The sequence below is a fragment of the Mesorhizobium sp. M0833 genome, from assembly GCF_040319905.1.
In the GTDB taxonomy this organism is placed as follows: Bacteria; Pseudomonadota; Alphaproteobacteria; order Rhizobiales; family Rhizobiaceae; genus Mesorhizobium.
Genome location: NZ_JAMYOQ010000005.1, coordinates 91,480 through 117,063 on the forward strand (window position 1 = coordinate 91,480; position 25,584 = coordinate 117,063).

Sequence of the window (25,584 nt, forward strand, 5' to 3'; positions counted from 1 at the left end):
TCATACCCCGCCAATTGCGATGCCTTTATTGAAGCCCGCATCGCTGGCAGAATGAACATGTCAAATTGGCAAATTTGTCGAAATGCCTTACCATAGTGGCATCATCTACTTCCGTTGTGAGCAATCATGGACCAGCTCGACGAGCAGATCATCACCTCTTTGCGGCACGACGCCCGGCGCAGCATTTCCGATCTTGCTGTCGGCCTGGGTGTCTCCCGGGCAACCGTAAGGTCCCGGATCGAGCGGCTTGAAAGGGACGGCGTCATCGTCGGCTACACCGTCATTCTGCGCGCCGACGCGGTCGATCAGCGCGTGCGTGGCATCATGATGATCGAGATCGAAGGCCACGCCGCCGATCGCGTCATTCGGGCGCTGGGTGGCTTCTCCGAGGTCTCGACCATCCACACCACCAATGGCCGCTGGGATCTGGTGATAGAACTCGGAACCCAGACCCTGAGCGAGTTCGACGCGGTGCTGAGACGTATCCGCCTGATCCCCGGAATTACCGGCAGCGAAACAAGCCTGCTCCTGGCAACGCCACGCACCACCAAGGCTCGGCTGTGATCCTCGAGTAACCACCTTGCCCTGTAGCGGCAACGAAATCCGAAGCCGCGGAACCTTCAATTGCCGCCGTGGTTGGGCTCGGACAGGCCTCCTTCGAGGGAGAACAATCATGGCTCACGCCCAGCAGGAACTGGTCGAATTCGTTATCAGCAAAGCCTTCAACCCGGTCATGCGAGCCAAACCGGACGGAAAATCCGATGCCGAGCGCAAGACGCTCGAACACGTCCAGCAGGCCACGAAGACCGAGATTGAGCGCTATCGCCGCTACGGCTCGGCCGAGGAGGTCGCGACCAACTTCAGGCGCGACCTGAATTCCGACGCTGCCAAAAAGTTGCACGCCCAGCTGCGCCGACTGCATCTGCCGACGATCGAGGACATTCGTGACGACTTCGAGGACAAGGCCCGCAAGCTCGGGGTCAAGGCCTCGTCGTAGATCCGCGACCGATCGCCTCGGTGACGTCCGTCAGGCCGTCATCACAATCCATCCTTGGTCGGAGGCCACCCTGACCGAGCTGTCTCGGGGATGTTGTCCGACGTCAGCTCGCCGCGATTGAGCTTTTCAATCGCTTCATCGGCTTCGCTTTCGTCGAGACCGGAAAGCGGCAAGCCATCGACCACGACGGCTTCGTCGCTCTCGCTGTCATAGACCTCCCAGAGGCCTTCCGGATCCTGTCGTTTGTCGTAAACGGTTGGCATGGCGATTTCCGTAACCACTCCTGCAGGCAAGGCCGCCATTGCACGCCCGCCACCCATTTCAGGGCCTGGGCCTTTTCTGACTTGCTGCCTGCCCGAAACAAACTCGGGCCATTTGTGGATGTTCCCTGCCGGAGGCGTGCTTGACTTCAACCTGACATGGCTAGAATCGGCCGGCTTCTCCGATCGGCCCTCGGATCGCCTGGGTCACGACGGTGTAACGCGTGATTTGACCCTCCTCCGGGTCCTCCCCGTGGAAATGGATTGCCGCGTTCGGCGGCAGCCGCGCAGTGCTGCCGAACTGCTTGACGGCGGAGACATGCACGATCTGCATGTCGGGGTCGCGCGTCATGGCGTCCATCGCTGCCAGCTCGGCGCTGCTGCTGCCACCGATCCGCCAGCTGGCTTCCAGCACACCCGATCGCCAGATGCCCGAGGAATCGACACCTTGGCCGATGTCGTAGTTGCGTCGCGAAGCGAAGAATCCTGGATAGCCATCCATCGCTGCGTCATAGGTCCTCGCCTGCGCCACGGCCAAACCCAGCGCCGGAGATAATCGCAGCTCATCCAGCGCCTCCCATCCGCCGCGCACCACAACCAGATCGGATCCGCCGTAAACGGGCTGTCCGTCGTTGTCGGTCGTCGTCCGCTGGGTGCCGTAATAGCTGATCGACAATTCGTCGATCATGGTTCTGCCAACGCTCAGCGTAACGATGTCGCGAAGCTGCGTTTCGAGAACAAGGCCGTATTCGCTTAGCTCAGACGATGGATATTGGTCCAGCAGCCTTTCGACATCGCCGACTGTCGCGGCGGTGTGCTGGTCGCGGCCCCGCGAAGCGCGCGGTGGCTTGAACCGGACCAGCCCGAGCTCCAGCAGACGTTGCGCTGCGCGCAGCGCGTCATGGCGTGAAAATGCAGTGTAGCCGGGCAGTACGGCCGCGGCGACGGCGCTGCCGAAGCCGGCGGGCCATTCTTTTGGCCGTGCCGCCGATCCGTCCACCAGCTCGTGGGTTATGGCCTTGGTGGTTGCGAGGCGCCAGGGCACCACCCCGCCGAAGAGATCGTCGGGCCCGTTTATGCCCAGTTGAACCGCATCGGCAGCAAGCAGGCTGTCGTCCGGCACGAAATACAGCCCGCCGCTGTCACCGCCACCTTCACGCAGGCCCTGGCGGAAGGAAAATCCCTTCAACGCTGCAATCGTGCGCGCGACGGCAGCGACGGTTTCCCGTTCATGGGCGTAGATGGTCTCGCCGCCCGGCGCGGAGAATGCGACCACAACACCTTTCGCCCCGCTTGGTTGCCTACCGCTTAGCCCGGTCATGTCGCGCCCTTCGTCCATTGCCGAGCCCATTGCCGTTTCCGCGGCAATGCGTCCGAACCAAAAAACCCGTTGGCGCGGCGAATGTTCCGGCCAACGGCCGGCTGCGGGTTTGACCGGGTGGCTGCCCGGAGCTTCTTGCGGTCGACGTCGAGACGCTGCGTCCCGGCGAGAAGGCCGCCGTAGACGACGTGCTGAAGGAGGCCGCCCCACACGTCCTGGGAGACGCCGACGTCGTCGGCACATTCGAACGGGCTTGAGACCGGAGTTCGCTGTCGCATGAACTGCGGCCGATGGCCGGAATAATCGCTAAATCAGCGGTTCATGTTCATGATCGCGTTCATCGGCATCAAATTGTGGTCGAGATTGGCCATGATCCAGATCGAGCCGCCGATCACCAGAACTACGATCAGCACGCCGAAGGCAAGCGCCAGGGCGTTGTTGGTGTTGTCCGGTCCCGTCGTGATGTGCAGGAAGAAGACGAGATGCACGCCCATCTGGGCGATCGCCAGCACGACCAGCGCCACCGGAACGCCGGGTGCCCATACCAGGTCGGTTCCGGGCAACCAGAACGAGGCGATGGTCAGCAGCGTTGCCAGCCCGAGGCCGATCACATAGCCGCGTAGCCCGGATCCGACGTCGGTGTCGCCGAGGTATTCGTCACCCGGCGCCGTATCGATGTCGTAGCGCTCCAGGCCATGGGTGTCGCGCCGTTGCGCGTGGCGATCATCCGCATTGCTCATCGACTTGCTCCCAGGAGATAGACCACGGTGAACAGCGCGACCCAGATGATGTCGAGGGCGTGCCAGAACAGGCTGAAGCACATGAAACGCCGAAGAATATCGTCGCGGAATCCCTTGGCGAAGATCTGCGCCATCATCGTGAGCAGCCACAGCAGCCCCGCCGTGACGTGAAGGCCATGGCATCCCACCAGCGTGAAGAACGCCGACAGGAAAGCGCTGCGCGTCGGTCCGGCACCACTGGCAACCATATGCACGAACTCGCGCAACTCGAGCAGGATGAAGCTGGCGCCGAGCACGAAGGTGACAGTCATCGCGACATAGAACCAGGAGCTTCGCCGCGCTGTCACGGCAAGGCCGGCGAGACCGCAGGTAAAGCTCGACAACAGCAAAGCGGCCGTCTCGATCGCGACGTTGCGCAGGTTGAACAGCTCGGCCCCGCTTGGTCCGCCCGCCGTCTTGCCCGCCAGCACGGCATAGGCCGCGAAGAAGGCGGAGAACATCACGATGTCGCTCAGAAGGAAGATCCAGAAGCCATAGCCGACGACGATCCGGATCGGGGCCGGGCCGCCGAGTGCATGGCCGTGCCCGCCATGGATACGGTAAGGGTCACGCTCTCGAACGTCTATCGCGGTCATGGCCTTGGCCCCGTGTAGGTAGCCAGTGCCTCGCGGCGCGCGCTTCGGTTGGCGCGGTTGATCCGGGCGACTTCGGCGGCAGAAATGACGTATTCGGGTTTGTCGCGCCATGCGAATACGACGAAGGTAGCGAAAGCACCGAGCGCGCCGAGCGCCATCATCCACCAGATGTGCCAGATGAGAGCGAAACCCATCACGGTCGCAAAGAAGGCGCAGATGAACCCGGTGGGACTGTTGCGCGGCATCTCGATCGGCTCGTATTCAGGCTCGTCGCGCAGGCGGTTTTGCTCGCGTGCCCGCTGCTTGATGCTCCAGTAGGGCTCTTCGCCCTCGACGTGCGGAAGCGCGGCGAAGTTGAAGACCGGCGGCGGTGAGGGCGTGGCCCATTCCAGCGAGCGCCCGTCCCAGGGATCCCCTGTGGAATCTCGAAGCGCCGCACGCTGCCGGATGCTGACGACGAGCTGTATGATCTGCGCGACCACGCTGGCGGTGGTGATGATCATGCCGGCGCCGGCAACCAGCACCCAGGGATACCAGGCCGGCACGTCGAAATGCTGCATGCGGCGGGTCATGCCGAGCAGGCCGACGGCGTAGAGCGGCACGAAGGTGGCGTACAACCCGATCAGCGTCAGCCAGAAGGCCAGCTTGCCCCAGCCCTCGTGCAGCCGGAAACCGAATGCCTTGGGAAACCAGTAGGTATATCCCGCGAAGGCGCCGAACAGCACGCCGCCGATGATGACGTTGTGGAAATGCGCCACCAGGAACAGGCTGTTGTGGAGCAGGAAATCGGCCGGCGGCACCGCCAGCAACACGCCCGTCATGCCGCCGATGACGAACGTCACCATGAAGCCCAGCGACCACAGCATTGGGGTCGCGAAGCGGATGCGGCCGCCATACATGGTGAACATCCAGTTGTAGATCTTCACGCCGGTACCGACAGCGATGATGCTGGTTGCGATGCCGAACGCAGCGTTGACGTCGGCGCCGGCGCCCATGGTGAAGAAGTGGTGCAGCCACACCATGAAGGAAACGATGCAGATGAAGAGTGTCGCGGCCACCATCGAGCGGTAGCCGAACAGCGGCTTGCTGGAGAAGGTGGAGATGACCTCCGAGAAGATGCCGAACGCCGGCAGGACGAGGATGTAGACCTCGGGATGGCCCCAGGCCCAGATCAGGTTCACGAACATCAGCATGTTGCCGCCGGCTTCGTTGGTGAAGAAATGAAAGCCGAAATAGCGGTCGAGCGTCAGCATCGCGAGCGTGGCTGTGAGGATCGGGAACGCTGCGACGATGAGCAGGCTGGCGGCGAGCGAAGTCCAGCAGAACATCGACATCCTGAGGTAACTCATGCCGGGCGCCCGCATCTTCAGGATCGTGGTGACGAAATTGATGCCGGTGAGCAGCGTTCCGACACCCGCTATCTGCACCGCCCACAGATAGTAATCGACACCGACGCCCGGCGAGTAGGCGGTCTCGCTGAGCGGCGGATAGGGCAGCCATCCGGTGCGCGCGAACTCGCCGATCACCAGCGAGATGTTGACCAGCAGCGCGCCGGTGGCGGTGAGCCAGAAACTCACCGAGTTGAGCGTTGGAAAGGCAACGTCACGGACGCCGAGCTGCAGCGGCACGACCAGGTTCATCAGGCCGATGACGAACGGCATCGCCCCGAAAAAGATCATGATGGTGCCGTGGGCAGAAAAGACCTGATTGAAGTGGTCGGGCGGCAGATAGCCGGGCGCCTGGAAGGCGAGGGCCTGCTGGGACCGCATCATGACGGCGTCGCTGAAGCCGCGCAGCAGCATCAGCAGCGCCAGCAGCGTGTACATCACGCCAATCCGCTTGTGATCGACGCTGGTGATCCATTCGCGCCACAGATAGGGAAAATGGCCGGCCAGGAAGACCCAGGCCAGCACGCCGAGGATTGTCAGGGCGACGACCGCCGAGGCGATCATCGGCAGAGGCTGATCGAACGGAATGACGTCCCAGCTCAATTTTCCGAGCATTGTCAACCTCCTGTCTTGGGCGATATGCCCGGCTCGGGGCGATCGGCCTGGGGACCGGGCGCGGGCGGAACGCCCTGCGTCGCGATTTCATGGAAAAGGTCCGGCTCGACCGAGCGATAGGTTGAAGGTGGCACGTCGATGCTCTGTCTGGCTAGTTCGTGGTAGCTGGCCTTGTCGAGTGCCTGTCCCCGGCTTCGCGCCGAATTGACGAACGCGTCGAAGGCATCCGCTGCGACGGCATGCAGCACGAATTGCATACCTGGAAAACCGTCGCCGCTGAAATGGGCCGACCGCCCATAGAATTCGCCGGGCTGATCCGCCTGCAGGTGAAGCTGCGTCGTCATGCCGTTCATCGTGTAGATCATGCCGCCGAGCTGAGGCACGAAGAACGCATTCATCACGCTTGCCGAGGTGAGCGAGAAATGCACCGGCCTGCCCGCCGGCACCACAAGCTGGTTGATGCTCGCGACATTCTGCTCGGGGTAGATGAACAGCCATTTCCAGTCGAGCGACACGACCTGCACCTCGAGCGGCTTTTGCTGGGAATCCAGCGGCTTCATTGGATCGAGGTCATGCGACCCGATCCAGATGATGCCGCTCAGAAACAGGATGACGAGGATGGGGATCGACCAGACCACCAGTTCGATGCGCCCGGAATAGGCCCATTCCGGCAGATACCGCGCCCTTGTGTTGGTTTCCCGGAACCACCAGGCAAAACCGAGCGTCGCCAGGATCGTCGGGATGACGATGGCCAGCATGATGGCGACCGAATTGAGTAGGATCGTCCGCTGCGCGGCGCCGACTGGTCCTTGCGGGTCGAGTACGCCGCCCTGGCAGCCGGCAAGCAGCGCGGCAAGCAGCATCGTCGCGCCGACGCGGCCAACACGGATGGCCGCACAATTTCGAACGATCGCCCTCAGCAACATGAGATCTCGCCGTGTCCTGAAAACCGATTGGAACGTTGCAGGCAGCGTGGCTGCCAACCCCGAATGTGCGCGCCGGTGTGCTCCTGGCGACAGTTTCTTCACGCACGAGGCTCCGGCTGGCGGAACCACATGCGGCGGATGTCATCGTTAAGCGGTCGACCTGTCGAGAACCCCTCCAAATCCTAAAAACCAGCGGCAAATCCCAAGCAACCAGAGCCAAAGCCTAAGAAACCAGAACCAAATCCCTAAGAAACCAGAAACAGTACCCAGATCGAAGTTATCGCCAGAAACGTGGCGAATGCCAAGGCGGCAAACCGGTTCATGGCCGCGCCCATAGTTGGTCCATTTAGTCCGCTCCCTGCGACGTGGCTGCTGGTTCCAGTGATGCTGCTCTGGAGGGCTGCGCCAACCGAACGAATGTTCGTCGCGAAAGTTCCCAAAAACCTAGATCCACCGCAGCCTTTGGTTGCAGCGCAGAGCAGCAACGCGATGCGAACCAGGGGCGGCTGGGCGGCTTTCTGCCAAACCGGAAGGAGTTCGGCTTTGCGTATGTAAAAACTACTTGTGTAGGTGAAAATAGTTGCTACTAATCAGCTGGGCCGGCGCATGGGCGGCTCTGGGAGGAATTTCGGCATGACAAGACTGCGCGGCCTCGCGTGGGATCACCGACGCTGCTGGGGTCCGCTCGAGGCCAGCATCGGGCCGTATTGCGCCGCCAATCCCGGTCTTGAGATCGAATGGGACCGCCGCAGCCTCTATGAGTTCGGCGAGGGCGCGCTTGGTCCGGTGCTCGGCGCCTATGATCTTGTCGTGTTCGATCATCCGTTCATCGGCGATATTGCCGAAGGCGGGCTGATGGTGCCGTTCGATTTGTCGGCTGAGCAGCGCCGCGGCTTCGAACGGGATTCGGTCGGCGCATCCTGGCAATCCTACGCGAGGGACGGGCGCCAATGGGCGTTGCCAATCGATGCTGCCTGCCAGGTTGCCTCGTATCGCCCTGATCTACTGGAGCGCTACGGTTCGTTGCCGCACAGCCATGATGAGGTGCTGGAGCTCGGCCGGCGCGCCTTGAAGGACGGCAAATGGCTTGGGCTGCCGTTGGTGCCGACTGACGCCATGTGCCTGCTTTTGACGCTCGGTGAGCCCCGCGAAGACGGCGACGAGTTCATTGCTGGGGAAAAAATCGAGCAGGCCGTCGGGCAGTTGCGCCAGCTTGCGGCGCTGTCGCACCCGAACTCGCCGAAATGGAACCCGATCCGCTGCTACGATCATATGATCGCGCATGACGACGTGGTCTACGTGCCGTTCGCCTTCGGCTATGTGAACTACGCCTCCAGGGCAGACAGGCCGTATCTGCGCTTCGCCGACGTGCCGACACCGCGATCCGCCGGCGCCTTGCTTGGCGGCGCCGGCATCGGCGTCAGCGCTCAATCGAAACACAAGCAGGCAGCCATCGATTACGCGCTGTTTCTGTGCTCGCCCGGCTATCAGCGCGGCGACTACGTGAAATCCGGCGGACAGCCGGGATCGCTGGCGGCGTGGCAGGATGCCGAGGTCAATGCTCTCTCAGGCGGCTTCTTCGCCTCGACGCTGGCGACGATCGAAGCTTCCTATCTGCGCCCGACCCATCCGGGCTTCATCAGCTTCTTCCGCCAATGCGCCCCTCACGCCGCGGCCGCCATCACCGGCGAATTGCCGGCGGCGGAGCTCGCGGACCGGCTGAACCGGCTCTATCGCGAGACCAGGCATGGCCAGCCGCAACGGAGCGTCGCGTAATGGCCACCGATATTGCCCAGATCGTCGACGAAGGCGAAAGCGGCCGCAACGGCTACCGCGTGCCCGCTGTGGAGAAGGCGCTCGACATACTGGAATTCATGGCTGCCAGCGGCGAGCCGCTGACCCAGACCGAGATCGCCACCGGAATGGGGCGCTCCATTCACGAGATCTACCGCATCCTGCTGCTGCTGGAGAAGCGCGGCTACATTTTCCGGACGCAATCGGACCGCTTCCGCCTGTCGCTGAAGCTGTTCGAACTGGCGCATATGCATCCCCCGGTGAACCGCCTGGTCGAATGCGCGCTGCCGGTGATGCGCGGCCTGGCCGCCAATGCCGACCAGAGCTGCCATCTGGTCGTCCGCGAAGGCGAGAGCGCACTGGTCGTGCTGCAGATCGATTCGCCTTTGCCGATGCGTTATTCGGTTGCCCTTGGCTCGCATTTCCCGATCCTCGAAACGAGTTCCGGCGCGGTGCTGCTGGCGCATTCGAGCCGCGCCGAGCGCGACCGCATCGTGGAGCGGATCGTCGCTGCAGGCGAAGGCCAAGGCAGCCGGGCGGAAATCGAAGCGCGGCTGAACGAAGTCGCAAGGCTCGGCTATGAAATGCGCGCCTCGCTGGCTGTCGAGGGCTGCATCAACATCTCGACGCCGGTGCGCGACCATACCGGCGCGGTCATTGCCGCGCTCACCGTCCCGTTCCTGCCGCAAAAGGCCGCGCGCTTCGATCGCAGCACCGTCTTTGAACGGACTAAGGCGGCGGCCGAGACGATATCGGCGGCGCTGGGCGCGGGCGAAGCTGCCGTCTCTTCACGTGCCGACCCGGAACGGCGGGACTATCCGTTCAGCAACTGACAAGAAATACAGGGAGAAGAAACATGAACTGGTCCAAATCGATGCTGTTTGCCTCGGCGTCCGTGCTGGCTCTGAGCGCCGCCGCGGCACAGGCCGAAAACATGCCGAAGCGCATCGGCTACGTCACCAACTACGCCACGCATGAGTGGTATCAGAACGTCATCAAGGGCATGCAGGCCCGCGCCAAGGAACTCGGTATCGAGCTCGAGGTGCAGGACGCCAATCTGGACGTCGCCAAGGAGGTCTCCGCCGCCGAAGATTTCATGGCCAAGGGCGTCGACGTCCTGATCATCACGCCCGTCAACGAGGAAGGCGTCGTGCCGCTGCTGCGCCAGGCGAAATCCAACAACGTTCCGGTCGTGCTCGAAGGCAATCCGGTTAAGGGCATGACCACAATGGTCGCGATCTGCGACTACGACACCGGCTACACCGCCGGCGTCGAAGCCGGCAAATACGCCCAGGAAAAGCTCGAAGGCAAAGCCAAGGTGATGAATGTCGGCCTGCCGCTGCTGTCCGCCACCGTCCTGCGGTCGCAGGGTTTCATGGACGGCCTGAAGACCATCATCCCCGACGCGGTCATGGTCCACGACCTCGACGGCGGCGGCAATCCCGATCGCGCACTCGAAGTCTCTTCGGCGGCTCTTGCCAAGAACGCCGACATCAACATCATCTACGGCATCAACGATTCCTCCTCGCTCGGCGGCCTTCAGGCCTGGAAAGCGGCCGGCAAGCCGCAGGACGGCCTGCTGACTGTCGGCACCGGCGGCGAAGGCCTCGCCTTCATCAATGCGATGCAGAACGAGCCGTCCTACCGGATCGAGGCCGCGATGTTCCCGGAAAAGGAAGGCTACACCGCCATCGATGCAGCGGTTAAGCTCTTCAACGGCGAAGAGGTGCCGGAACACATCGTCAGCCCGACCGCGCCGATGAACGGTGACGACTGGAAGAAGTTCTACGACTACGATGGCACCATACGCAAAATCAAATGGGATGCCGTCAATGCGCTTCAGCCACCGGAAAAATGCATGAAAACGTCCGCCGATCTGAAGAAGTAAGGATTCCGGGTAGCCCTTCCCACACGGCGGGAAGGGCAGCGGATCGGATATGCCGACGGCAAAACAGGGCAACCGTCCTGTTTTGGCCGGCAGGTTTCGAAACGGCGACGGCACCGATACGGGCCCGGAGATGAAATGGACATGAGCGAGCTTACGCAATCCTCTGCGCCAAGGCGTTTCATCGGCGGCCAGCTGCTGGGCAGCAGCCAGCTGGTGCTCGGCGTGATCCTGGCCGTGCTCTGCATCGCCATTTCGATTGCGGCGCCGCAATTCTATTCCGAGGCCAACATCATCGCCATCCTGCGCCAATGCGCGCTGGTGCTGATCGTTGCCTCCGGCATGACGATGCTGATCATCACCGCGGAAGTCGACCTGTCGGTCGGTGCATCGCTGGCTTTTGTCGGCTGTATCGGCATGGCCGTGCTCAATTCAACACATAGCCTGACGCTCGGCCTGCTGGCGGCACTCGCCTTTTCAGGCGCGGTCGGTCTGTTCAACGGGCTGGTCGTCACCATGCTCAAGGTGAACTCGCTGATCGCCACCATCGGCACCATGATGATGCTGCAGGGCGGCGTCTATCTGTTCACCCGCGAGGCGGTGCAGAACCACCACCGACTTGCCGGTTTCACCGATCTCGGCGCCGGCTATATCGGCGCGATCCCGCTGCCCGTGGTCGTTGCCGCGGTGATTTTCGCGCTGGCCGCGGCAACCCTGCGCTTCACCACGCTCGGCCGTTATCTCTACGCTGTCGGCGCCAACGAGCGCGCGGTTCGTCTCTCCGGCGTGCGGTCGCAACGCTTGAAAATTTTCGCTTTCGTCGTCACCGGCCTTTGCGTCGGCATTGCCGGCATGATCCTGTCGTCGCTGATGAATGCCGGCCAGCCGACCGCCGGCCGCGGCTTCGAGCTGACGGTGATTGCCGCCGTCATCCTCGGCGGCACCAGCCTGCTTGGCGGCCGCGGCTCGCTGCTTGGCACGTTGCTTGGCGTGCTGGTGCTGAAGGTCATCGACAACGGCATCATCATTCTCGGCTGGAACCAGGATCTGCAGATGGTGGTGCCCGGCATCGTCATCATCCTGGCGAGCTATCTCGACATCGTGCGGAACAGAGCCAATGTCGGTTGATTTCCTTCACCCCGCCGAAACCGTGGCTGTCGATAAAAGCGTGCCGGCGCTGGAGATGCGCGGCATCGGCAAGCGCTTTCCCGGCGTGGTGGCGCTGGATAACGTCGATCTGACCCTGGAACCCGGCAAAATCCATGCCCTGATGGGCGAGAACGGCGCCGGCAAGTCGACGCTGATCAAGATCATGGCCGGGGTCTACGGCAAGGATGCCGGCACCATTCGCCTGCGCGGCCGCGAGGCCGACATCAAGTCGCCGCGCGACAGCCTGAAAGAGGGCATCAAGGTGGTGTTCCAGGAGATCGCGCTGATCGCCGAATTCAGCGTCGCCGAGAACATCTTCCTCGAAGGCTATCCGACCGGCAAAGGCGGGTCGATCGACTGGAAGAAGATCCGTGCCGATGCGGCCGCTCTGTTCAAGCGTATCGGCTTCAACGTCGACCCGGCGGCGCGCACGGGATCGCTGCCGGTCAGCCAGCAGCAGATGGTCGAGATCGCCCGCGCACTCGCCCATGAAGCACGCGTCGTGGTGATGGACGAGCCGACCTCCTCGCTGACGCCGAACGAGGTCTCGCTGCTGTTCACCGTCATTCGCCGGCTGGCCGCGCTCGGCATCGCCGTGCTCTATGTCAGCCACAAGCTCGACGAGGTCTTCGAGATCGCCGACACCGTGACCGTACTGCGCGACGGCCGTCATGTCTCGACCAGGCCGATCGGCGAGCACACCAACGATACACTGATCCAGGACATGATCGGCCGGCGCATCGAAAACCTGTTCCCGCGCAAGCGCGGTGCACCAGCCAACAAGGTCGCCCTTTCCGTGCAAGGACTTAGCACGGCGAAGAAGCTGAAGGACGTGTCGTTCGAAGCGCATGCCGGCGAAGTCCTCGGCTTCTTCGGCTTGATGGGGGCGGGCCGGACCGAGCTCGCCAAGGCGATTGTCGGCTTCGATCCGATCACCTCCGGCACGATTTCGGTCGATGGCAGCCCGCTGCTGCCGCACGACACGCACACCGGCGTCCGGCTCGGCATCGGCCTGCTCACCGAAGACCGCAAGAGCGAAGGGCTGATGGGCGAGCTGCCGGTCTACCAGAATGCCAGCCTCGCCTCGCTCGGTGCCTTCGCCAGGATGGGCTTCGTCGATAAGGCAAGCGAACGCAAAGCGGTGCAGGACTATGTCGACCGCTTCCGCATCAGGACGCCGAGCTTGTTCCAGCAGGTCAAGAACCTGTCGGGCGGCAATCAGCAGAAAGTTCTGATCTCGCGCTGGCTGATGCGCGGTCTCAAGGTGATCGTCGTCGACGAACCGACCCGCGGCATCGACGTCGGCGCCAAGTCGGAGATTTTTGCGCTCATCGACCGGCTTGCCGGCGAAGGCCTGGCGGTCGTCATGATGACGTCCGAAATGCCCGAGCTGCTGGGGCTTGCCGACCGCATCGCGGTGATCTGCGAAGGCCGCCTCACCGCTATCATGTCCCGCGACGAGGCCACGCAGGAGAATATCCTCAATGCGGCGATCGGCTAAGACGATGACGCTTCGCAAAGGGACCAAGTGATGAGCCTGGCAAGCACCGACACCACGAAATCTGGGCCGTCCATGCTGGCGCGGCTCGTCGCACGGCAGGAAGTGGCATTGCTCCTCTGCCTCATCCTGGTGATCGCGTTCTTTTCCTTCACCGCCGAAAATTTCTTCTCTGTGCGCAACATCACCAATGTGCTCGGTCAGGCTTCGCTAGCACTGACAGCCGGCATAGGCTGCGCCATCGTCTTCATCTCCGGCGAGGTCGACATCTCGATCGGCTCGCTGCTGGCGACGATCGCGCTGCCGCTGATCATCATCATGAACGACACCAACTCGCTTGTGCTCGGCATCAGCGGCGCGTTGCTGTTCGGGCTGATCATCGGCGTTGTGAATGGTTATCTGACGGCCTATGCCGGCATCAACTCGCTGATCGTGACCCTGGGCACGATGTTCATCATGCGCGGCGGTGTCTACCTCTACACCGGCCAGCGCGCCATTCCCGACGATGCCGCGCTCGACAGCTTCATCGTGCTGTCGGACGGTCGCCTGTTCAACGTCGTTCCCTATTCGGCTGTCATTGCCATCGTTCTGCTCGCCGTCTTCGCCTACGTGATGCAGCACAGGCCGTTCGGGCGGCAGATCTATGCCGTCGGCGGCAATCCCGAAGTGGCACGGCTGGCCGGCTATGACGTGCGCCGCGTCAAATTCATCTGCTTCATCATCAGCGCGCTGCTGGCAACGGTAGCCGGCATTATCCTGGCCGCCCGCGTCGGCTCGGCGCAGCATACGGCCGGGCTGAATTTCGAGTTCCAGGTCGTCGCCGCCACCGTGCTCGGCGGGGTGAGCCTTGCCGGCGGCATCGGCAGCCTGACCGGCATGGCGCTCGGCGTGCTGATCCTGCAGTTCCTGTCCAACGGGCTGCGCGGTCTCGGCCTGCCGACCGAATGGCAATTGGTCATCACCGGCATGATCATCATTGCCGCCGTCGCTTTCGACGAAGCGAAGCGCCGGCGCGCCATTGGAGTCTGACATGGATCGTCTCAAAGGGAAAACCGCAATCGTCACCGGCGCCGCCGAAGGCATCGGCCATGCGATCAGCGAGGCAATGGCGCGTGAGGGCGCGCACGTCTTCCTCGGCGACATCGATGATGAGAAGGGCGAAAAATTCGCAGCCGAGCTGCGCGCCGCCGGCCACCGCGCCGACTACATCCATTGCGACGTGGCGGAGGAGGCCGACATCGCCGCCCTGATAGACGGCGCCATCGGCAAGACCGGTCATCTCGACATTCTGGTCAACAATGCCGCCATCGCCATCGGCGGCATGCCGGTCCATGAGATGACCGACGAGCAGTGGCACCGGCTGATCGCGGTCAACCTGACCAGCGTGTTCCGCGGCTGCAAATATGCGCTGCCGCATATGATCGCGCAGAAATCGGGCTCGATCATCAACATGGCCTCGGCGCAAGGTCATATCGGGCTCGACGGCTGGACCGCCTATGCCGGCGCCAAAGGTGCGGTGATGGCGATGACGCGTCAGATGGCGGTCGAGTTCGGCCCGCTCAACATCCGCGTCAACTCGATCTCGCCCGGAACCATCAACACGCCGATGAACGACAAACTGGTCAAGGAGATCGGCGGCAATCTCGCCAAGGCCTGGGTGAAAATGCATCCGCTCGGTCGCATCGGCAAACCGTCCGAAGTGGCAGAAGCCGCCGTCTATCTCGCCTCCGACGCCGCCGGCTTCACCACCGGTACCGACCTGCGCGTCGACGGCGGCCTCACCGCGGCACCCCGCTACGTACCCGACCTGCTTTGACAACCAATGAGACAAAAATGAACAAGGCCCTCGAAGGCATCCGCATCCTCGATTTCAGCCATCTGCTGCAGGGGCCGTTCGCCACGCAGCTGCTCGGCGACATGGGCGCCGACGTCATCAAGATCGAGCGTTCAGGCGCCGGCGACATGTTCCGCGGCATGACCTTCTTCGCCAAATGGGTCGGCGGCTCCGAAAGCCCGAATTTCCTCGCTTGGAACCGCAACAAGCGCTCCATCGCGCTCAACCTGAAAAGCCGCAAGGTGCATGCCATCATCATGGACATGGCCAAGAAGGCGGACGTGGTGGTGCAGAATTTCCGCCCCGGCGTGCTCGCCAGGCTCGGCTATGGCTACGAGGATTTCCAGGCGGTCAACCCCGCCATCATCTATTGTTCTGGCTCCGGCTATGGCGAGGAAGGCCCCTATGTCGAGCGTCCCGGTCAGGACATGCTGATCCAGGGGCTGTCCGGGCTGATCTCCAACACCGGCCGCGGCGATCAGGCTCCTGTTCCGGCCGGTGCCGGCCTCGCCGACCAGATCGGTGCCATGAACATGGTCTACGGCATATTGTCGGCGCTCTACTATCGCGAGAAGACCGGCAAGGGCCAGAAGATCGAGGTCAATCTGCTGGCCGGGATGCTGGCGCACCTCAATCAGGAATATGTCGCCGTGCTCAATCTCGGCGAGGATTTCGTGCGTCCGAATTCAGGCATCGGCCACCCCGGCATGCAGGCACCGTTCGGCATCTACCAAGCGAAGGACGGTGGCTATGTGTCGATCGCCATGAGCCCGTTCAAGACGCTGTATGAAGTGCTGGAGGCGCCGCAGCTTGCTGTCTATGACGATCTCAAGACGCTGTTCGACAAGCGCGACGAGGTGTTCGACAAGGTCAACGCCGAAACCAGGAAGTTTGCCACGCAGGACCTGCTGGCGCGGCTGCTGGCAGCCGACATCTGGTGTGCCGAGGTGAAGGACATAAGGCGCGCAGCCGAGGACCCGCAGGTCAAGCACCTGGGCATGATCACCAGCTACGATCATCCGCGCGGCGGCAGGGTCAGGGTGGTCGCACCGGCGGTCAAGATGAGCGAGACGCCGCCTACCATAGAGCGGCCGGCGCCGCTGGTCGGCCAGCATGGCCGCGAGATACTGGCCGAGTTCGGCCTCTCCAGCGGCGAGATTGCAGCACTTGAGGCGTCCGGCGACATGACCGTGGATGCTGTCTGACGATGAGCGTTTACCAGACACTCAGCTTGGAGATATCCGGGCGCGTCGCGGTCGTCACCTTCCGGCGCGCCGATCAGCTCAACGCCATGAACCGGCTGATGCAAAGCGAGATCACCGATGTTTTCGAGGCGCTGTCAAGGGATGACGGGATCGGCGCGATCGTGGTGACCGGCGAGGGGCGCGGCTTCATGGCCGGCGCCGACATCAAGGAATACGCCGCCCAGACAGCTGCCGAGTTCGACGTCTTCCAGGCCGCCGGCACGCGCATGTATGCGGCGATCGAGCAGAACCGCAAGCCGGTCATCGCCGCGGTCAATGGTTTTGCGCTCGGCGGCGGCATGGAGCTGGTGCTGTGTTGCGACATCGTCATCGCCAACCAGTTCGCGAAGCTCGGCCTGCCCGAGATCAAGCTCGGGCTGGTCCCCGGCGGCGGCGGCACGCAGCGCAGTGTCCAAAAGCTCGGCCGCAACCGCGCCAACCTTTTGCTGATGACCGGCGCCATCGTGCCGGCTTCCGAGCTCGTCGCCGCCGGGCTGGTCAACGAGGTCGTCGACGCCGAAAGGCTGATGCCGCGGGCGCTGGAACTCGCCGGCATGATAGCCGCCGAACCGGCTGCCGCGATCGAGGCATTGAAGGCGCTGACAGCGCACGCCGTGTCGGGCGACTTGGCGGGAGGCCTTGCCATGGAGCGCGACGTACTGGGCGGGCTTTATCGTAGCGAGACCGGCCAGCATCGGGTGAAGGCGTTCGCCAAAAAAAGTGCCGCGCGGGCGAAGGCTGGGCAATGACATCCCTGGTCAAGCCGAACCGGCCGCGCTTCACCGATGTCGAGGGCCTGGCCGCGATGGTCGGCGGCGGCGATGTCTTCGGCGTCGGCGGGCATCATTTTGCCCGGCTGCCGATCGCCCTGCTGCGCGCCATCGCCCGCTCGGGCGTCAAGGGCCTTCGCTATGTCTGCTGGGCCGGCGGCCTGCCGCTCGAACTGCTCCTCGAAGCGAATGCCGTGGCGGAGATCGACATCTGCTTTTCCAGTCTCGACATTTTTGGCTTGCCGCCGCGCTTCCGCGCGGCCGCCGAGACCAATGCCGTCCCGGTCCGCGACTGGACGGCGCTGGCCATGATCCAGGCGCTGCGGGCGGCGCAGCAGAACCTGCCGTCGATGCTGTTTCAGCTTCCCGAGGGCTCGGACATGCTGGCGCGCATGCCGGGCGCGATCGCCGCGCCCGATCCGATCGCGGGAATCACGATCGGGTTCATCCCGGCCTTGCGGCTCGACACGTTCGTCGTCCATGCCCAGCGCGCCGACGAGAGCGGCAATGTCCAGATCATCGGGCCGCGGGCGCTGGACTTCGCCATGGCCGGAGCGGCGCGCCAGGTGCTGGTCACGGTTGAGGAAATTGTCCCGGTCGGGGCGCTGCGGCATGACGGCCGGCAGAGCATTTTGACCCGCAATCAGGTGTCGGCCATAGCGCTGGAGCCGGGCGGCGCCTATCCCGCCTCCTGCCTGCCTTTCTATGTGACGGATTATCAAGCGTTGGCGGGGGCGTTCGCGGCAAAGGAAATACCTTTGTCGGAGAGCCTGAGCATGCCTTCGGAAGGCGTGCCGGAGCGGGTTCAAGATGCTGCAAAAGTCCGGGCTGAGACAGTCCTCGCCATGCCCGGGCTCGTGCACCGCGAAAAGCAGGCGTCCATCGACGAGATCATCGCCGCCCGCATCGCCGCCGAACTCGACAATGCGAGCTTTGCCAGTGCCGGCGCGGTGTCGCCGCTGGCCAATGTCGCCTATCGGCTGGCCAAAGCGACGCACGCGCCGGACATGATCATCGCCACCATGAGTTGCGGCCATCTCGACATCGCGCCGAGCCCGATGATCCTGTCGCTGATCGAAAGCCTCGATTGCGAAACGGCGGTGGCGCATGCCGGCGGCGACGACACCTATTCGACCTACTATCAGGCCGGCGCAGTGACGCATGAGATCGTCGGTGCCGCGCAGGTCGATCGACGCGGCCGCGTCAACACCATTGCGCTGCGCAAACGCGATGGCAGCGCCATCCGGCTGCCCGGGCAAGGCGGCATGGCCGATGTCGCCAACATGCACCGCGATTATCTGCTCTACGTCCCCCGCCATTCCGTGCAGTCGCTGGTCGATGCGGTCGAGATCGCCAGCTCGGCGCGCGGACTGTTGACGCAGGCCGAACGCGAGCCGATGGGCTATCGGACCGGGGCGGCGCTAGTGTTCACCGACCTTTGCGTGTTTCGGCTCGACCGGGAGAGCCGGCAACTGGCCGTCATCGAGACCATGCCGGGCGTGACGCGGCAGCAGATCCAGGATGCCACCGGATTTGCTCTGATATTCGCTGCCGATTGCCGCAACGTTCCGCTGCCCGCGAGCGAAACGCTCGATGTCCTGCGAAACCGGATCGACCCGCTCGGCCTGCGGCGACTGGAATTCGTCAGCGCCAAGGAGCGCGGCGCGCTGATCGCCGAGATACTCGCGGCCGACCGGCTGATGGTCGAGCGCTGTATTGCCGCGCAGCAATCGCATACCGAAACAGGCTGAAGAGGGGGCGGCGCATGGCAAAGCCGTTGCTCGAAATGTCAGCGGCGAAGGTCTTCTTCGACGGCATCTTCACCAACCCGCGCGTCGCGCATCCTGAAGGCGTGGCCATCCATCGCGACGGCTCGATCTGGTGCGGCACCGAAACCGGCGACCTGTTGCGGCTGGCCGCCGATGGCAGCTCGGTCGAACGTATGGGTGGCACGGAAGGCTTTCTGCTTGGCATCGCCTTCGATAGCACAGGCAACTGCTTTGCTTGCGATCTCAGACATGCGGCGGTCTTTCGCTGGGATGCCGCGGTGGCCGAGATGCAACGCTTCGCTTCGGCCGGCATCCGCGTGCCGAACTATCCGATCGTCGACGAGGCGCGCGGCTGGCTCTATGTCTCCGATAGCCTCGGCGAAGACAACCGCTCCGGTATCTTCCGCTATGATCTGAAGACCGGCGAAGGCGGCCTGTGGTGCCGCGAGGCCATGGCCTTCGCCAACGGCATGGCATTGGCGCCGGATGGCAATGGGCTTTACGTCGTGGAAAGCCATGCAGCCTGCGTCAGCTATGTGCCGATCCGTGCCGACGGCACGGCAGGACCTCGCCAGCTCGTCGTGGACGGCGTGAACAACGTCCCCGATGGCGTCGCCGTGGCCCCGGGCGGTTCGCTGTTCATCTCGTGCTACGAGCCGAGCCGCATCTATCGCTGGCGACAGAATAGCGGGCTCGAGGTGCTGATCGAGGATCCGGCGGCAACCACGCTCGCCCATCCCACCAACATCGCCTTCAAGGGCGACAAGCTCTACACCGCAAATCTCGGCCGCTGGCACATTACCGAAATCGACTTGACGGCGATTCCATAGATCTGGGCAGCGGCGGCGCCCTATGCCAGCCGGCCGTGACTGGTGCGGATGCGCAGCACCTGCACCCGCGACGGCAGCTCGATCAGGAACTCTTCGTCCCGCTCCAGATGATGGATTTTTGTCGGATCGCCACCGGTGAATGCCGCCATCGCCTCGACGTTTTCCCAATAGGAGATCGTCACGAATTCCGAATGGCTCGGCGTGTCCTCGCGAAAGGTCTGCACGCCAAGTGCCTTCTCGATCAGCGGCTTGATGCCGGCTTCGTAATTGTAACTCTCGTAGGCATCCGCCTTTTCAGGCATTGTTCTGCCGCGCCAGATACGGGCGATGGTCGGAGTTTTCTCCGTAATTTTCTCTGTCATGGCCAACGAATCCCTGCTGGTCTGATTGGTCCGCCGGCGTTCGAATGCCAGCCAAGGAACGGATCTCCCCGGCTGACAGCCTGGTATCCCGTTGCCAGCGGCGGTTTTCATCTTCCCGGCCGACGTAGGTGGCGCTGCCCAGACAGGGCTTCCTCGCCGACCGCTAGGGACTTACTCCTGATCCTCCGCGCCGCCTCCGTGAAAGAAGGACCGGATTTCCTGCATGTCGACGCTGCCGTCACCGTCCTCATCGACGGCGTTGAATATCCGCCCGACGAAATCCTGGACTTCGCTCTGGGAAAGCGCGCCATCGCCGTCGGCATCTACTATGGCGAACATCATTCGCATCCTCGCGCCGTGCATCCCGCGTCCCATGCCACCGCGGCCTCCCGTCTCCCAATCTCGGTCAGGCGGGCCCATCCTGTAGTCGTGATGCCAGCGGTCGCGACCGCGCCGTTCCGCCCGGGGCGCGCGATCCTCTTGCATTCTCTCCTCCAGCATCTCGGTCATCATCTGGCGCATCATTTCGCGCATGGCATCCTGGCTCTGCCCGCTCATTCCGGGCGCCGGAGCTGCGGGCGCGGGCGGGCTCGTCTGGCCGAATGCCGGCGCGGCCAACATAGCCAGCGCCGCGGCAACTACAGTGGTTTTGCTTGCGAGCGTCATCGTAATCTCCATCGGTATGAATTGGTGGCTGCTGCATCCAAGCCAAACCGGCTGCTCGCCTCATGGTTCCTGGTCAGTCGGCTCGACGGCGCAAAAGTCCGCCTGGTCGCGGCAACGAAAGCCGCTTGCCCACGTTGCCGTTGATGCGAAGCTCCACCAGGAGGAAAAAATGGCCGACGATAAGAGCAAGCGGGATTTCCGCGACCGCGATCGCGTTTCGGCGGAAGACGACCGTGAAGTCGAGTATTTTGCCCAGCAGAACGGCATCACCGCCGACCAGGTCCGTCAGCTGATCAAGAGCTTCGGCAATGATCGCGGCCGCCTGGTCGAAGCCGCGAAGGCGTTGCGAGGGATTTCACCTGCCGGAGCCGACGAGGTGACCAGGGAAGCCCGCCAGCAGGCGACACCCATGCATCTCGGCAAACCCGACGAGTGATGCCAGCAGCTGCTCTGCCGCTGCCGCAGGCGTCAGAATTTGCGGCTCAGATAATCCGAGCCGCGCAGGCCGAACCGCCACTCGGCATCGACAGCCTTGGAAATGCCGATCCGGCGGCCTGTAAGAATGGCGCTGGCATCGCCCGGCCGCCTGAATTCGAATGGCGGCACGTCCAGCGGCAGCCCGTCATGGGATTTGTCGATTGCCAGCGCCTGGCAAAGGCGACCGGGTCCCGAACAAAGCAGCCGGGGGTCGTCAACGCCGCGATTGGTCCGCATCACCTCCAGCCCGGATTGCGGTTCGATTGCGCGGATGAGCACGGCACTGCCGGGCAGGCACACGGCATTGAGGCACCAGTGCAGGCCATAGGAGCGATAGACATACGCGCTGCCTGGGGTGCCGAACATTGCGCCATTGCGCACCGTCCTGCCACCAAAAGCATGCGAAGCCGGGTCATCCGGGCGATAGGCCTCGGTCTCGACGATGATGCCGCCAACGCCGTGCAAAAGCAGCGAGGCGCCAATCATGTCGCGCGCCACGATGGTGGCGTCACGGGCAAAGAATTTATGGGTAGTAGTCACTGTGCACCGGACTGATCGCGCCTGGGCCTGGCGCGACAACAAATTCTCGGACCGGAAGCAAAATGTCCAGCCACTGCTCTCGGATCTGCGATATTCAACGCAGCATGGCTGCGCCGATGAAAACCGCCGCGGCCAGCACGACGATGGCGGCAATCACCAGCACCGGCCCATATCGGCGCGGCCGGACGTCTGGCTCATCCTTCAGCGGACGCATCGCATTGGCATAGCTCGCCTGGTTGGTAAATTTCGGCGTTTCATGGCGCGCGGCAGGGCTCTTCGGCGGAACGCTACCGGCCGATTCCGCGTCCGTTTCCATGGGAGCCGCAGCCGGATCGATCCCCGGTGTCTTATCCCCTTCGCGCCCGGCCTCGATATCGCCCCGCGCTTGAGCCGGGCTTCGCCCGAGAGGTGCTGCGTCGGTCATCGTCGAGGTCCTTTCAGAGCATCGGCCTCAAGCATTCTAACCTGCGTCTCATTCCAAAGTTCCCCGTTTCAAAGTTCCCCCTTCTTAAAGTTCCAACAAGCGGAAGCCACCTGGGCCTGCTTCCAGGAACAACCGGCGATCGAGCGGGTTGAGCAAGCATCGGGAGAGCAAGATGGACTTGGTGCGCCACGCGCCTACATGCGCGGCAGTTCGACAACGGGCCCCAGCGAGCGCGCATGATCTACTTCACCGCCGACACGCATTTCAGCGACCCGCGCATTTTGCGCATCGACCGCCGCCCGTTCGGCTCGCTGGCGGAGCATGATCGGGCGCTCATTGCGTTCTGGAACGAGACTGTCGGGCCGGACGACGAGGTCTGGCACCTCGGCGATTTTGCCAAGGGCTCGGCGTCCTTCGTGTCGTCGCTGCTGTCGTCTCTTCATGGCAGCAAGCACTTGATCATCGGCAACAACGATGCTGCGGCCACCATTGACGCGACGGGTTGGACCAGCACGCAACACTACAAGGAGCTGACGCTCGACGGCAGCCTGCTGATCCTTTGCCACTATCCTTTTCGCACCTGGACCCAGATCGGCAGGAGGTCGATCGACCTGCATGGCCATTCGCACGGCCGGCTCACCCCGGTCACACGCCAGTATGACGTCGGTGTCGACAGCTGGGATTTTCGTCCGGTCACGCTTCCCACCATCCTCGCCAGCCGCGGCCGCCGGCCGGCGCGGGCAAAACCCGGCTGAAGGCGGCTGACCGCAACCGGAACCTCTGCGGAGCTGAGGCGTTCGAAAAATTGCAAGGCGTAAAGGCAACGGCAATGGCTCAGAAGATCACGACAGGCATGAATGACCGGCCGCGCAATGAAACCATTGGCCAATCCGGCGAAGGCCTGCCGGACGATAGCAGCAGGCCGCTCGAGGTCGACGAAGGCTGGGTCGCCCGGTTGAGAAACAAGCTGCAGGGCAAGCCCCGGCAAGCCGCTCAAACTAACACGGACGAGGTTCCGGCAGGCGTTCCCGGCGCTGGCGAGAACATTTGCCGCCGCTGTGCAGGGTCAGGCATGATTGACGGCCGGACCTGCCCCGAATGCGGCGGAACCGGCAAGGTGACGACGCCGATAGGCTGAGGCTAGAGCAATTCCAGGAAAAGTGTGAAACGGTTTTCCGTCCGGAATTGCGTCAAAAAAGATAGACCGGTTCTGCGTTTCCGTGAAACGATGAACCGTCCAGCACCGGTCAGATCGCCGGCACCCACTTCCAGAACACGCCTTCCTTGCGTTCGGGGTAGTGCTTGAACTCGCATTCGAAGCGCCAACCGTAGTTCTTCGCCGCGGCAAGCGCCTCCTTGCTGACCGGGTTCATGCCCGTTCCCGGCGCAAACCAGTCCTCCAGCAGGTCGTCCGGTATGTAGGCGCCGATCCTCAACGGCAGCTTTTCGAGAATGACATCCATTTCGGGCGGTGCGGGCACGGGGCGCTCCCTTCGGGGTCACGAAGAAGTCGTTCAACGCCAAGCGGGTTCATTCTTTTGTTCATAGTCCTGGAACGCTTTCTGGAGACCGCCGATCACCTCGGCGGACGTCTCGAACATCGCCTTCAGCTGCGGCTCATCGACCTTCTCGATGTCCTCGCGAAGGTGCTGTTTCACCTCCTCCAATTTCTTCTGCATCTTCTGCGTGTGGTGGCGCGGATCGCCGTCGGCAGCGCTTGTCATGATCAATCTCCAATTTGTGATCTCGGAGAACTCGGCCCGGCCTCTGAGGATCGCCAGGCGGGTTTGCAGCGTAAACGGCTTGTCGATAGCTGTGGTTCCCGACTTGCAGCGGTCTTCGTAGGCCTCAGCGCGCCGTTCTCGTTCTCAGCCGTCCGGTAGAGGCGGCCACAGGGCAGGTCGGAGAGGTCGCTTCCAATGAATTCGAGACGCGAGCAGTCGAAACGAGCCTAAATAAAGCTGAGAACTGATGGCGCCTCTGGCCAAGGACGGTAATCCACCACCTATATCCTACGCCGCGTCCGCGATCCATTCGAGCGAGGCGCCATGCGGGTCAGTCCAAGCTACAGGGAAGCCGTTCGCAGACAGGAGGAAGCGGCCGGGCGGCCAGCTTGTTCCGGCGCGTGTTGCGATGGACGGGAAGACGCGAGGGAACTCGTTCGATACCCAATAAGGCGAGAGACGCATCGCCTGCTCGGCGAAAGCTTCTCTGTCACCAGGGTCGGAGACATAGTCGAGGACGGCTGTGTGAAAGATGACGAGTGTAGCGTCGTTTGGCGCTTCGTTGCAGAGTTGCACGAGGTCGCTCCCGCGCAGGTCGCCCTTCACCACCCGAGGCTTGACTGTGGCAGCGATCTTCAGGGCCGCCCGCAGATTGGCGAGCCGTGCTGTCTGTTCCGGCCAGACCAGTGTCTCAAGCCATGCGACTTGCGAGTCGTCCGAAGCATCTATCGGGCTCAGGTCCAATCCCGCCCGCCAGACGACTTGCGGCAAGGCCGTCGGCAATGGCGTTGTTTCGCTGGCGAAGCATCGGAAGACAGGCTGCTCCAAGGCCATCGCGGGTGCGCGGATCACCGTGCGTCCATAGTCATAGCCGTAGAGGTCCGGCATGAGGCAGAGCCCTGCGGATGTCCCGACCTCGATGAGCGCCAGCGGCTGCGGCAACCGCGCCAGGACGGGGAGCAGGGTGGCGCATCTTCCCGGCTCGTTGGTTTGCGTTGAGCGCTCGAGCATGAGCGAGCGGATAGCGTCGGGATTAGCCTGAAGCGCCTGGCGAAACTCGGTCCATCCTGTCGGCGTGCCGAACAGGTGACGCACCGCTGCAAGTAGAAGGTTCGGTTGCCGCTTTAGGTCCGGAAGGGTCGACAGGAAACCGAGCGCCTCCCGATCCCCAGCGACTGCCCGAGCCAACTCCTCGTAGAGCGGCGAGCGACCGCGAGCTTCGGTATCGGCGAAGCGAATATATCGGGCTGAGATCTCGGCCAAGCCCTCCTCGTCCATATCCGCTGATCCTCGGTCCTAGCGTCTCATCACAGTACACGATCCACGGATCTTATTGGAGCCAGGCCCGGCGTTTTTGCACAAGCTTGACCCTCCGCGGACTTCCCGCGGTCGCCTACTTAACCGTTGCGCTAGGAGGTTGTACGCAATCCAAAATCTAGGGAACTGTCCGTAATTAGTGGCTCATCCAAGGGGTGCAGTCCACCATGTCTCCGGTATAAACCATTACCCATGTCTCCGGGCCGTACCCTTGAGATTTGGCGCACCCGACAGGATTCGAACCTGTGACCTCTGCCTTCGGAGGGCAGCGCTCTATCCAGCTGAGCTACGGGTGCTTTCAGGATCGGCGATCCGGAAAACGAACCAGCCGGTAAACCGGCCAGCCCCGGCTTCTTAGCGGAAGCCGGGCCGGGCTTCAACGGGCAATCGCGGACGGACTCACGTTGCCGTAGCGGCCG

General features: G+C 63.1%; 29 protein-coding genes and 1 tRNA gene. 16 read left to right on the plus strand and 14 right to left on the minus strand.

What is annotated here, in order from left to right:
• Positions 1-126 precede the first annotated feature (126 nt).
• Positions 127-564: an Lrp/AsnC family transcriptional regulator gene (locus NKH98_RS07920; protein ID WP_352476949.1), complete on the plus strand. Its 438-nt coding sequence runs from the start codon at positions 127-129 to the stop codon at positions 562-564.
• A 109-nt stretch (positions 565-673) separates the two neighbouring features.
• Positions 674-997 carry a hypothetical protein gene (locus tag NKH98_RS07925; RefSeq protein WP_352476950.1) on the plus strand — a complete coding sequence of 108 codons (324 nt, stop codon included), beginning with the start codon at positions 674-676 and terminating at the stop codon, positions 995-997.
• 41 nt (positions 998-1,038) lie between these two features.
• Here the strand turns inward: NKH98_RS07925 and NKH98_RS07930 are convergent, their stop codons facing one another.
• From NKH98_RS07930 to cyoA, 6 genes are all read right to left on the minus strand, one after another.
• A complete protein-coding gene (locus NKH98_RS07930; protein ID WP_254815792.1) occupies positions 1,039-1,260 on the minus strand; it encodes a hypothetical protein in 222 nt (73 codons plus the stop codon).
• Between the two features lie 160 nt (positions 1,261-1,420).
• Entirely contained in the window at positions 1,421-2,608 is a 1,188-nt protein-coding gene (locus NKH98_RS07935; RefSeq protein ID WP_352897545.1) for a DUF3182 family protein, read from the minus strand.
• Between the two features lie 281 nt (positions 2,609-2,889).
• Entirely contained in the window at positions 2,890-3,318 is a 429-nt protein-coding gene (gene cyoD / locus NKH98_RS07940; protein ID WP_352476953.1) for a cytochrome o ubiquinol oxidase subunit IV, read from the minus strand.
• Positions 3,315-3,953 (minus strand): cytochrome o ubiquinol oxidase subunit III, encoded by a 639-nt coding sequence (cyoC, locus tag NKH98_RS07945; RefSeq protein WP_352897546.1) that lies wholly within the window; start codon positions 3,951-3,953, stop codon positions 3,315-3,317. Before cyoC ends, cyoD begins: the two co-directional genes overlap by 4 nt.
• The gene (locus NKH98_RS07950; protein ID WP_352897548.1) at positions 3,950-5,956 is read right to left on the minus strand and encodes a cbb3-type cytochrome c oxidase subunit I; all 2,007 of its coding nucleotides are present in this window, start codon (positions 5,954-5,956) and stop codon (positions 3,950-3,952) included. Before NKH98_RS07950 ends, cyoC begins: the two co-directional genes overlap by 4 nt.
• A gap of 2 nt (positions 5,957-5,958) precedes the next feature.
• Positions 5,959-6,882, minus strand: coding sequence for a ubiquinol oxidase subunit II (gene cyoA, locus NKH98_RS07955; RefSeq protein ID WP_352897550.1), 924 nt, complete (start codon positions 6,880-6,882; stop codon positions 5,959-5,961).
• Between the two features lie 633 nt (positions 6,883-7,515).
• Here cyoA and NKH98_RS07960 point away from each other — a divergent pair.
• The 11 genes from NKH98_RS07960 (at position 7,516) to NKH98_RS08010 (ending at position 19,655) form a co-directional block, all read left to right on the plus strand.
• Positions 7,516-8,658: an extracellular solute-binding protein gene (locus NKH98_RS07960; protein WP_352897552.1), complete on the plus strand. Its 1,143-nt coding sequence runs from the start codon at positions 7,516-7,518 to the stop codon at positions 8,656-8,658.
• Positions 8,658-9,509 (plus strand): IclR family transcriptional regulator, encoded by an 852-nt coding sequence (locus tag NKH98_RS07965; protein WP_352897553.1) that lies wholly within the window; start codon positions 8,658-8,660, stop codon positions 9,507-9,509. Before NKH98_RS07960 ends, NKH98_RS07965 begins: the two co-directional genes overlap by 1 nt.
• A gap of 23 nt (positions 9,510-9,532) precedes the next feature.
• Positions 9,533-10,564, plus strand: a complete 1,032-nt coding sequence (locus NKH98_RS07970; protein ID WP_352897555.1) for a sugar ABC transporter substrate-binding protein — start codon at positions 9,533-9,535, stop codon at positions 10,562-10,564.
• Between the two features lie 141 nt (positions 10,565-10,705).
• Positions 10,706-11,689 (plus strand): ABC transporter permease, encoded by a 984-nt coding sequence (locus tag NKH98_RS07975; RefSeq protein ID WP_352897556.1) that lies wholly within the window; start codon positions 10,706-10,708, stop codon positions 11,687-11,689.
• Entirely contained in the window at positions 11,679-13,211 is a 1,533-nt protein-coding gene (locus tag NKH98_RS07980; RefSeq protein WP_352897557.1) for a sugar ABC transporter ATP-binding protein, read from the plus strand. Before NKH98_RS07975 ends, NKH98_RS07980 begins: the two co-directional genes overlap by 11 nt.
• A 30-nt stretch (positions 13,212-13,241) precedes the next feature.
• On the plus strand, positions 13,242-14,237 hold the full coding sequence (locus NKH98_RS07985; protein ID WP_352897559.1) for an ABC transporter permease: 996 nt from the start codon (positions 13,242-13,244) through the stop codon (positions 14,235-14,237).
• A gap of 1 nt (position 14,238) precedes the next feature.
• Positions 14,239-15,024, plus strand: a complete 786-nt coding sequence (locus NKH98_RS07990; RefSeq protein WP_352897560.1) for an SDR family NAD(P)-dependent oxidoreductase — start codon at positions 14,239-14,241, stop codon at positions 15,022-15,024.
• Positions 15,025-15,041: 17 nt separating this feature from the next.
• Positions 15,042-16,247 carry a CaiB/BaiF CoA transferase family protein gene (locus tag NKH98_RS07995; protein WP_352897562.1) on the plus strand — a complete coding sequence of 402 codons (1,206 nt, stop codon included), beginning with the start codon at positions 15,042-15,044 and terminating at the stop codon, positions 16,245-16,247.
• Positions 16,248-16,249: 2 nt separating this feature from the next.
• Entirely contained in the window at positions 16,250-17,035 is a 786-nt protein-coding gene (locus NKH98_RS08000) for an enoyl-CoA hydratase/isomerase family protein (RefSeq protein ID WP_352897563.1), read from the plus strand.
• Positions 17,032-18,807 carry a CoA-transferase gene (locus NKH98_RS08005; protein WP_352897564.1) on the plus strand — a complete coding sequence of 592 codons (1,776 nt, stop codon included), beginning with the start codon at positions 17,032-17,034 and terminating at the stop codon, positions 18,805-18,807. Before NKH98_RS08000 ends, NKH98_RS08005 begins: the two co-directional genes overlap by 4 nt.
• A gap of 14 nt (positions 18,808-18,821) precedes the next feature.
• A complete protein-coding gene (locus NKH98_RS08010; protein WP_352897565.1) occupies positions 18,822-19,655 on the plus strand; it encodes an SMP-30/gluconolactonase/LRE family protein in 834 nt (277 codons plus the stop codon).
• Between the two features lie 20 nt (positions 19,656-19,675).
• Here NKH98_RS08010 and NKH98_RS08015 read toward each other — a convergent pair whose 3' ends face one another.
• Both NKH98_RS08015 and NKH98_RS08020 read right to left on the minus strand, forming a co-directional pair.
• Entirely contained in the window at positions 19,676-20,017 is a 342-nt protein-coding gene (locus NKH98_RS08015) for an antibiotic biosynthesis monooxygenase family protein (RefSeq protein WP_352897567.1), read from the minus strand.
• Positions 20,018-20,188: 171 nt separating this feature from the next.
• Positions 20,189-20,683: an EF-hand domain-containing protein gene (locus NKH98_RS08020; RefSeq protein WP_352897569.1), complete on the minus strand. Its 495-nt coding sequence runs from the start codon at positions 20,681-20,683 to the stop codon at positions 20,189-20,191.
• Positions 20,684-20,852: 169 nt separating this feature from the next.
• Here NKH98_RS08020 and NKH98_RS08025 point away from each other — a divergent pair, with 169 nt between their 5' ends.
• The gene (locus tag NKH98_RS08025) at positions 20,853-21,119 is read left to right on the plus strand and encodes a DUF3606 domain-containing protein (protein ID WP_352476970.1); all 267 of its coding nucleotides are present in this window, start codon (positions 20,853-20,855) and stop codon (positions 21,117-21,119) included.
• Between the two features lie 32 nt (positions 21,120-21,151).
• On the opposite strand, the gene NKH98_RS08030 is transcribed toward NKH98_RS08025, so the two are convergent.
• Positions 21,152-21,700 (minus strand): DNA-3-methyladenine glycosylase, encoded by a 549-nt coding sequence (locus NKH98_RS08030; protein ID WP_352897571.1) that lies wholly within the window; start codon positions 21,698-21,700, stop codon positions 21,152-21,154.
• Between the two features lie 94 nt (positions 21,701-21,794).
• Entirely contained in the window at positions 21,795-22,124 is a 330-nt protein-coding gene (locus NKH98_RS08035) for a hypothetical protein (protein WP_352897573.1), read from the minus strand.
• A gap of 236 nt (positions 22,125-22,360) precedes the next feature.
• On the opposite strand from NKH98_RS08035, the gene NKH98_RS08040 reads away from it, so the two are divergent.
• A complete protein-coding gene (locus NKH98_RS08040) occupies positions 22,361-22,879 on the plus strand; it encodes a metallophosphoesterase (RefSeq protein WP_352897575.1) in 519 nt (172 codons plus the stop codon).
• 74 nt (positions 22,880-22,953) lie between these two features.
• Positions 22,954-23,262 (plus strand): hypothetical protein, encoded by a 309-nt coding sequence (locus NKH98_RS08045; protein WP_352897713.1) that lies wholly within the window; start codon positions 22,954-22,956, stop codon positions 23,260-23,262.
• Positions 23,263-23,371: 109 nt separating this feature from the next.
• On the opposite strand, the gene NKH98_RS08050 is transcribed toward NKH98_RS08045, so the two are convergent.
• The 4 genes from NKH98_RS08050 to NKH98_RS08065 form a co-directional block, all read right to left on the minus strand.
• Positions 23,372-23,605 carry a hypothetical protein gene (locus NKH98_RS08050; RefSeq protein WP_352897577.1) on the minus strand — a complete coding sequence of 78 codons (234 nt, stop codon included), beginning with the start codon at positions 23,603-23,605 and terminating at the stop codon, positions 23,372-23,374.
• A gap of 33 nt (positions 23,606-23,638) precedes the next feature.
• Positions 23,639-23,848, minus strand: a complete 210-nt coding sequence (locus tag NKH98_RS08055; RefSeq protein ID WP_352800915.1) for a hypothetical protein — start codon at positions 23,846-23,848, stop codon at positions 23,639-23,641.
• 288 nt (positions 23,849-24,136) lie between these two features.
• Entirely contained in the window at positions 24,137-25,126 is a 990-nt protein-coding gene (locus tag NKH98_RS08060; RefSeq protein ID WP_352897579.1) for a DUF2332 domain-containing protein, read from the minus strand.
• Between the two features lie 258 nt (positions 25,127-25,384).
• Positions 25,385-25,461, minus strand: a tRNA-Arg gene (locus NKH98_RS08065).
• Positions 25,462-25,584 lie beyond the last annotated feature (123 nt).

Bases quoted from the DNA above. Each gene is read 5' to 3' on its own strand.
- NKH98_RS07960 (WP_352897552.1), top strand. From the start codon at position 7,516: ATGACAAGACTGCGCGGCCTCGCGTGGGATCACCGACGCTGCTGGGGT.
- NKH98_RS07975 (WP_352897556.1), top strand. From the start codon at position 10,706: ATGAGCGAGCTTACGCAATCCTCTGCGCCAAGGCGTTTCATCGGCGGC.
- NKH98_RS07950 (WP_352897548.1), bottom strand. From the start codon at position 5,956: ATGCTCGGAAAATTGAGCTGGGACGTCATTCCGTTCGATCAGCCTCTG.
- NKH98_RS07930 (WP_254815792.1), bottom strand. From the start codon at position 1,260: ATGCCAACCGTTTACGACAAACGACAGGATCCGGAAGGCCTCTGGGAG.
- NKH98_RS07935 (WP_352897545.1), bottom strand. From the start codon at position 2,608: ATGGGCTCGGCAATGGACGAAGGGCGCGACATGACCGGGCTAAGCGGT.
- NKH98_RS08005 (WP_352897564.1), top strand. From the start codon at position 17,032: ATGACATCCCTGGTCAAGCCGAACCGGCCGCGCTTCACCGATGTCGAG.
- NKH98_RS08000 (WP_352897563.1), top strand. From the start codon at position 16,250: ATGAGCGTTTACCAGACACTCAGCTTGGAGATATCCGGGCGCGTCGCG.
- NKH98_RS08040 (WP_352897575.1), top strand. From the start codon at position 22,361: ATGATCTACTTCACCGCCGACACGCATTTCAGCGACCCGCGCATTTTG.
- NKH98_RS07970 (WP_352897555.1), top strand. From the start codon at position 9,533: ATGAACTGGTCCAAATCGATGCTGTTTGCCTCGGCGTCCGTGCTGGCT.
- NKH98_RS08025 (WP_352476970.1), top strand. From the start codon at position 20,853: ATGGCCGACGATAAGAGCAAGCGGGATTTCCGCGACCGCGATCGCGTT.
- NKH98_RS08015 (WP_352897567.1), bottom strand. From the start codon at position 20,017: ATGACAGAGAAAATTACGGAGAAAACTCCGACCATCGCCCGTATCTGG.
- NKH98_RS07990 (WP_352897560.1), top strand. From the start codon at position 14,239: ATGGATCGTCTCAAAGGGAAAACCGCAATCGTCACCGGCGCCGCCGAA.
- cyoA (WP_352897550.1), bottom strand. From the start codon at position 6,882: ATGTTGCTGAGGGCGATCGTTCGAAATTGTGCGGCCATCCGTGTTGGC.
- NKH98_RS07965 (WP_352897553.1), top strand. From the start codon at position 8,658: ATGGCCACCGATATTGCCCAGATCGTCGACGAAGGCGAAAGCGGCCGC.
- cyoC (WP_352897546.1), bottom strand. From the start codon at position 3,953: ATGACCGCGATAGACGTTCGAGAGCGTGACCCTTACCGTATCCATGGC.
- NKH98_RS07985 (WP_352897559.1), top strand. From the start codon at position 13,242: ATGAGCCTGGCAAGCACCGACACCACGAAATCTGGGCCGTCCATGCTG.
- NKH98_RS07995 (WP_352897562.1), top strand. From the start codon at position 15,042: ATGAACAAGGCCCTCGAAGGCATCCGCATCCTCGATTTCAGCCATCTG.
- NKH98_RS08060 (WP_352897579.1), bottom strand. From the start codon at position 25,126: ATGGACGAGGAGGGCTTGGCCGAGATCTCAGCCCGATATATTCGCTTC.
- NKH98_RS08055 (WP_352800915.1), bottom strand. From the start codon at position 23,848: ATGACAAGCGCTGCCGACGGCGATCCGCGCCACCACACGCAGAAGATG.
- NKH98_RS08010 (WP_352897565.1), top strand. From the start codon at position 18,822: ATGGCAAAGCCGTTGCTCGAAATGTCAGCGGCGAAGGTCTTCTTCGAC.
- NKH98_RS07925 (WP_352476950.1), top strand. From the start codon at position 674: ATGGCTCACGCCCAGCAGGAACTGGTCGAATTCGTTATCAGCAAAGCC.
- NKH98_RS07920 (WP_352476949.1), top strand. From the start codon at position 127: ATGGACCAGCTCGACGAGCAGATCATCACCTCTTTGCGGCACGACGCC.
- NKH98_RS08020 (WP_352897569.1), bottom strand. From the start codon at position 20,683: ATGACGCTCGCAAGCAAAACCACTGTAGTTGCCGCGGCGCTGGCTATG.
- NKH98_RS08035 (WP_352897573.1), bottom strand. From the start codon at position 22,124: ATGACCGACGCAGCACCTCTCGGGCGAAGCCCGGCTCAAGCGCGGGGC.
- cyoD (WP_352476953.1), bottom strand. From the start codon at position 3,318: ATGAGCAATGCGGATGATCGCCACGCGCAACGGCGCGACACCCATGGC.
- NKH98_RS08045 (WP_352897713.1), top strand. From the start codon at position 22,954: ATGGCTCAGAAGATCACGACAGGCATGAATGACCGGCCGCGCAATGAA.
- NKH98_RS07980 (WP_352897557.1), top strand. From the start codon at position 11,679: ATGTCGGTTGATTTCCTTCACCCCGCCGAAACCGTGGCTGTCGATAAA.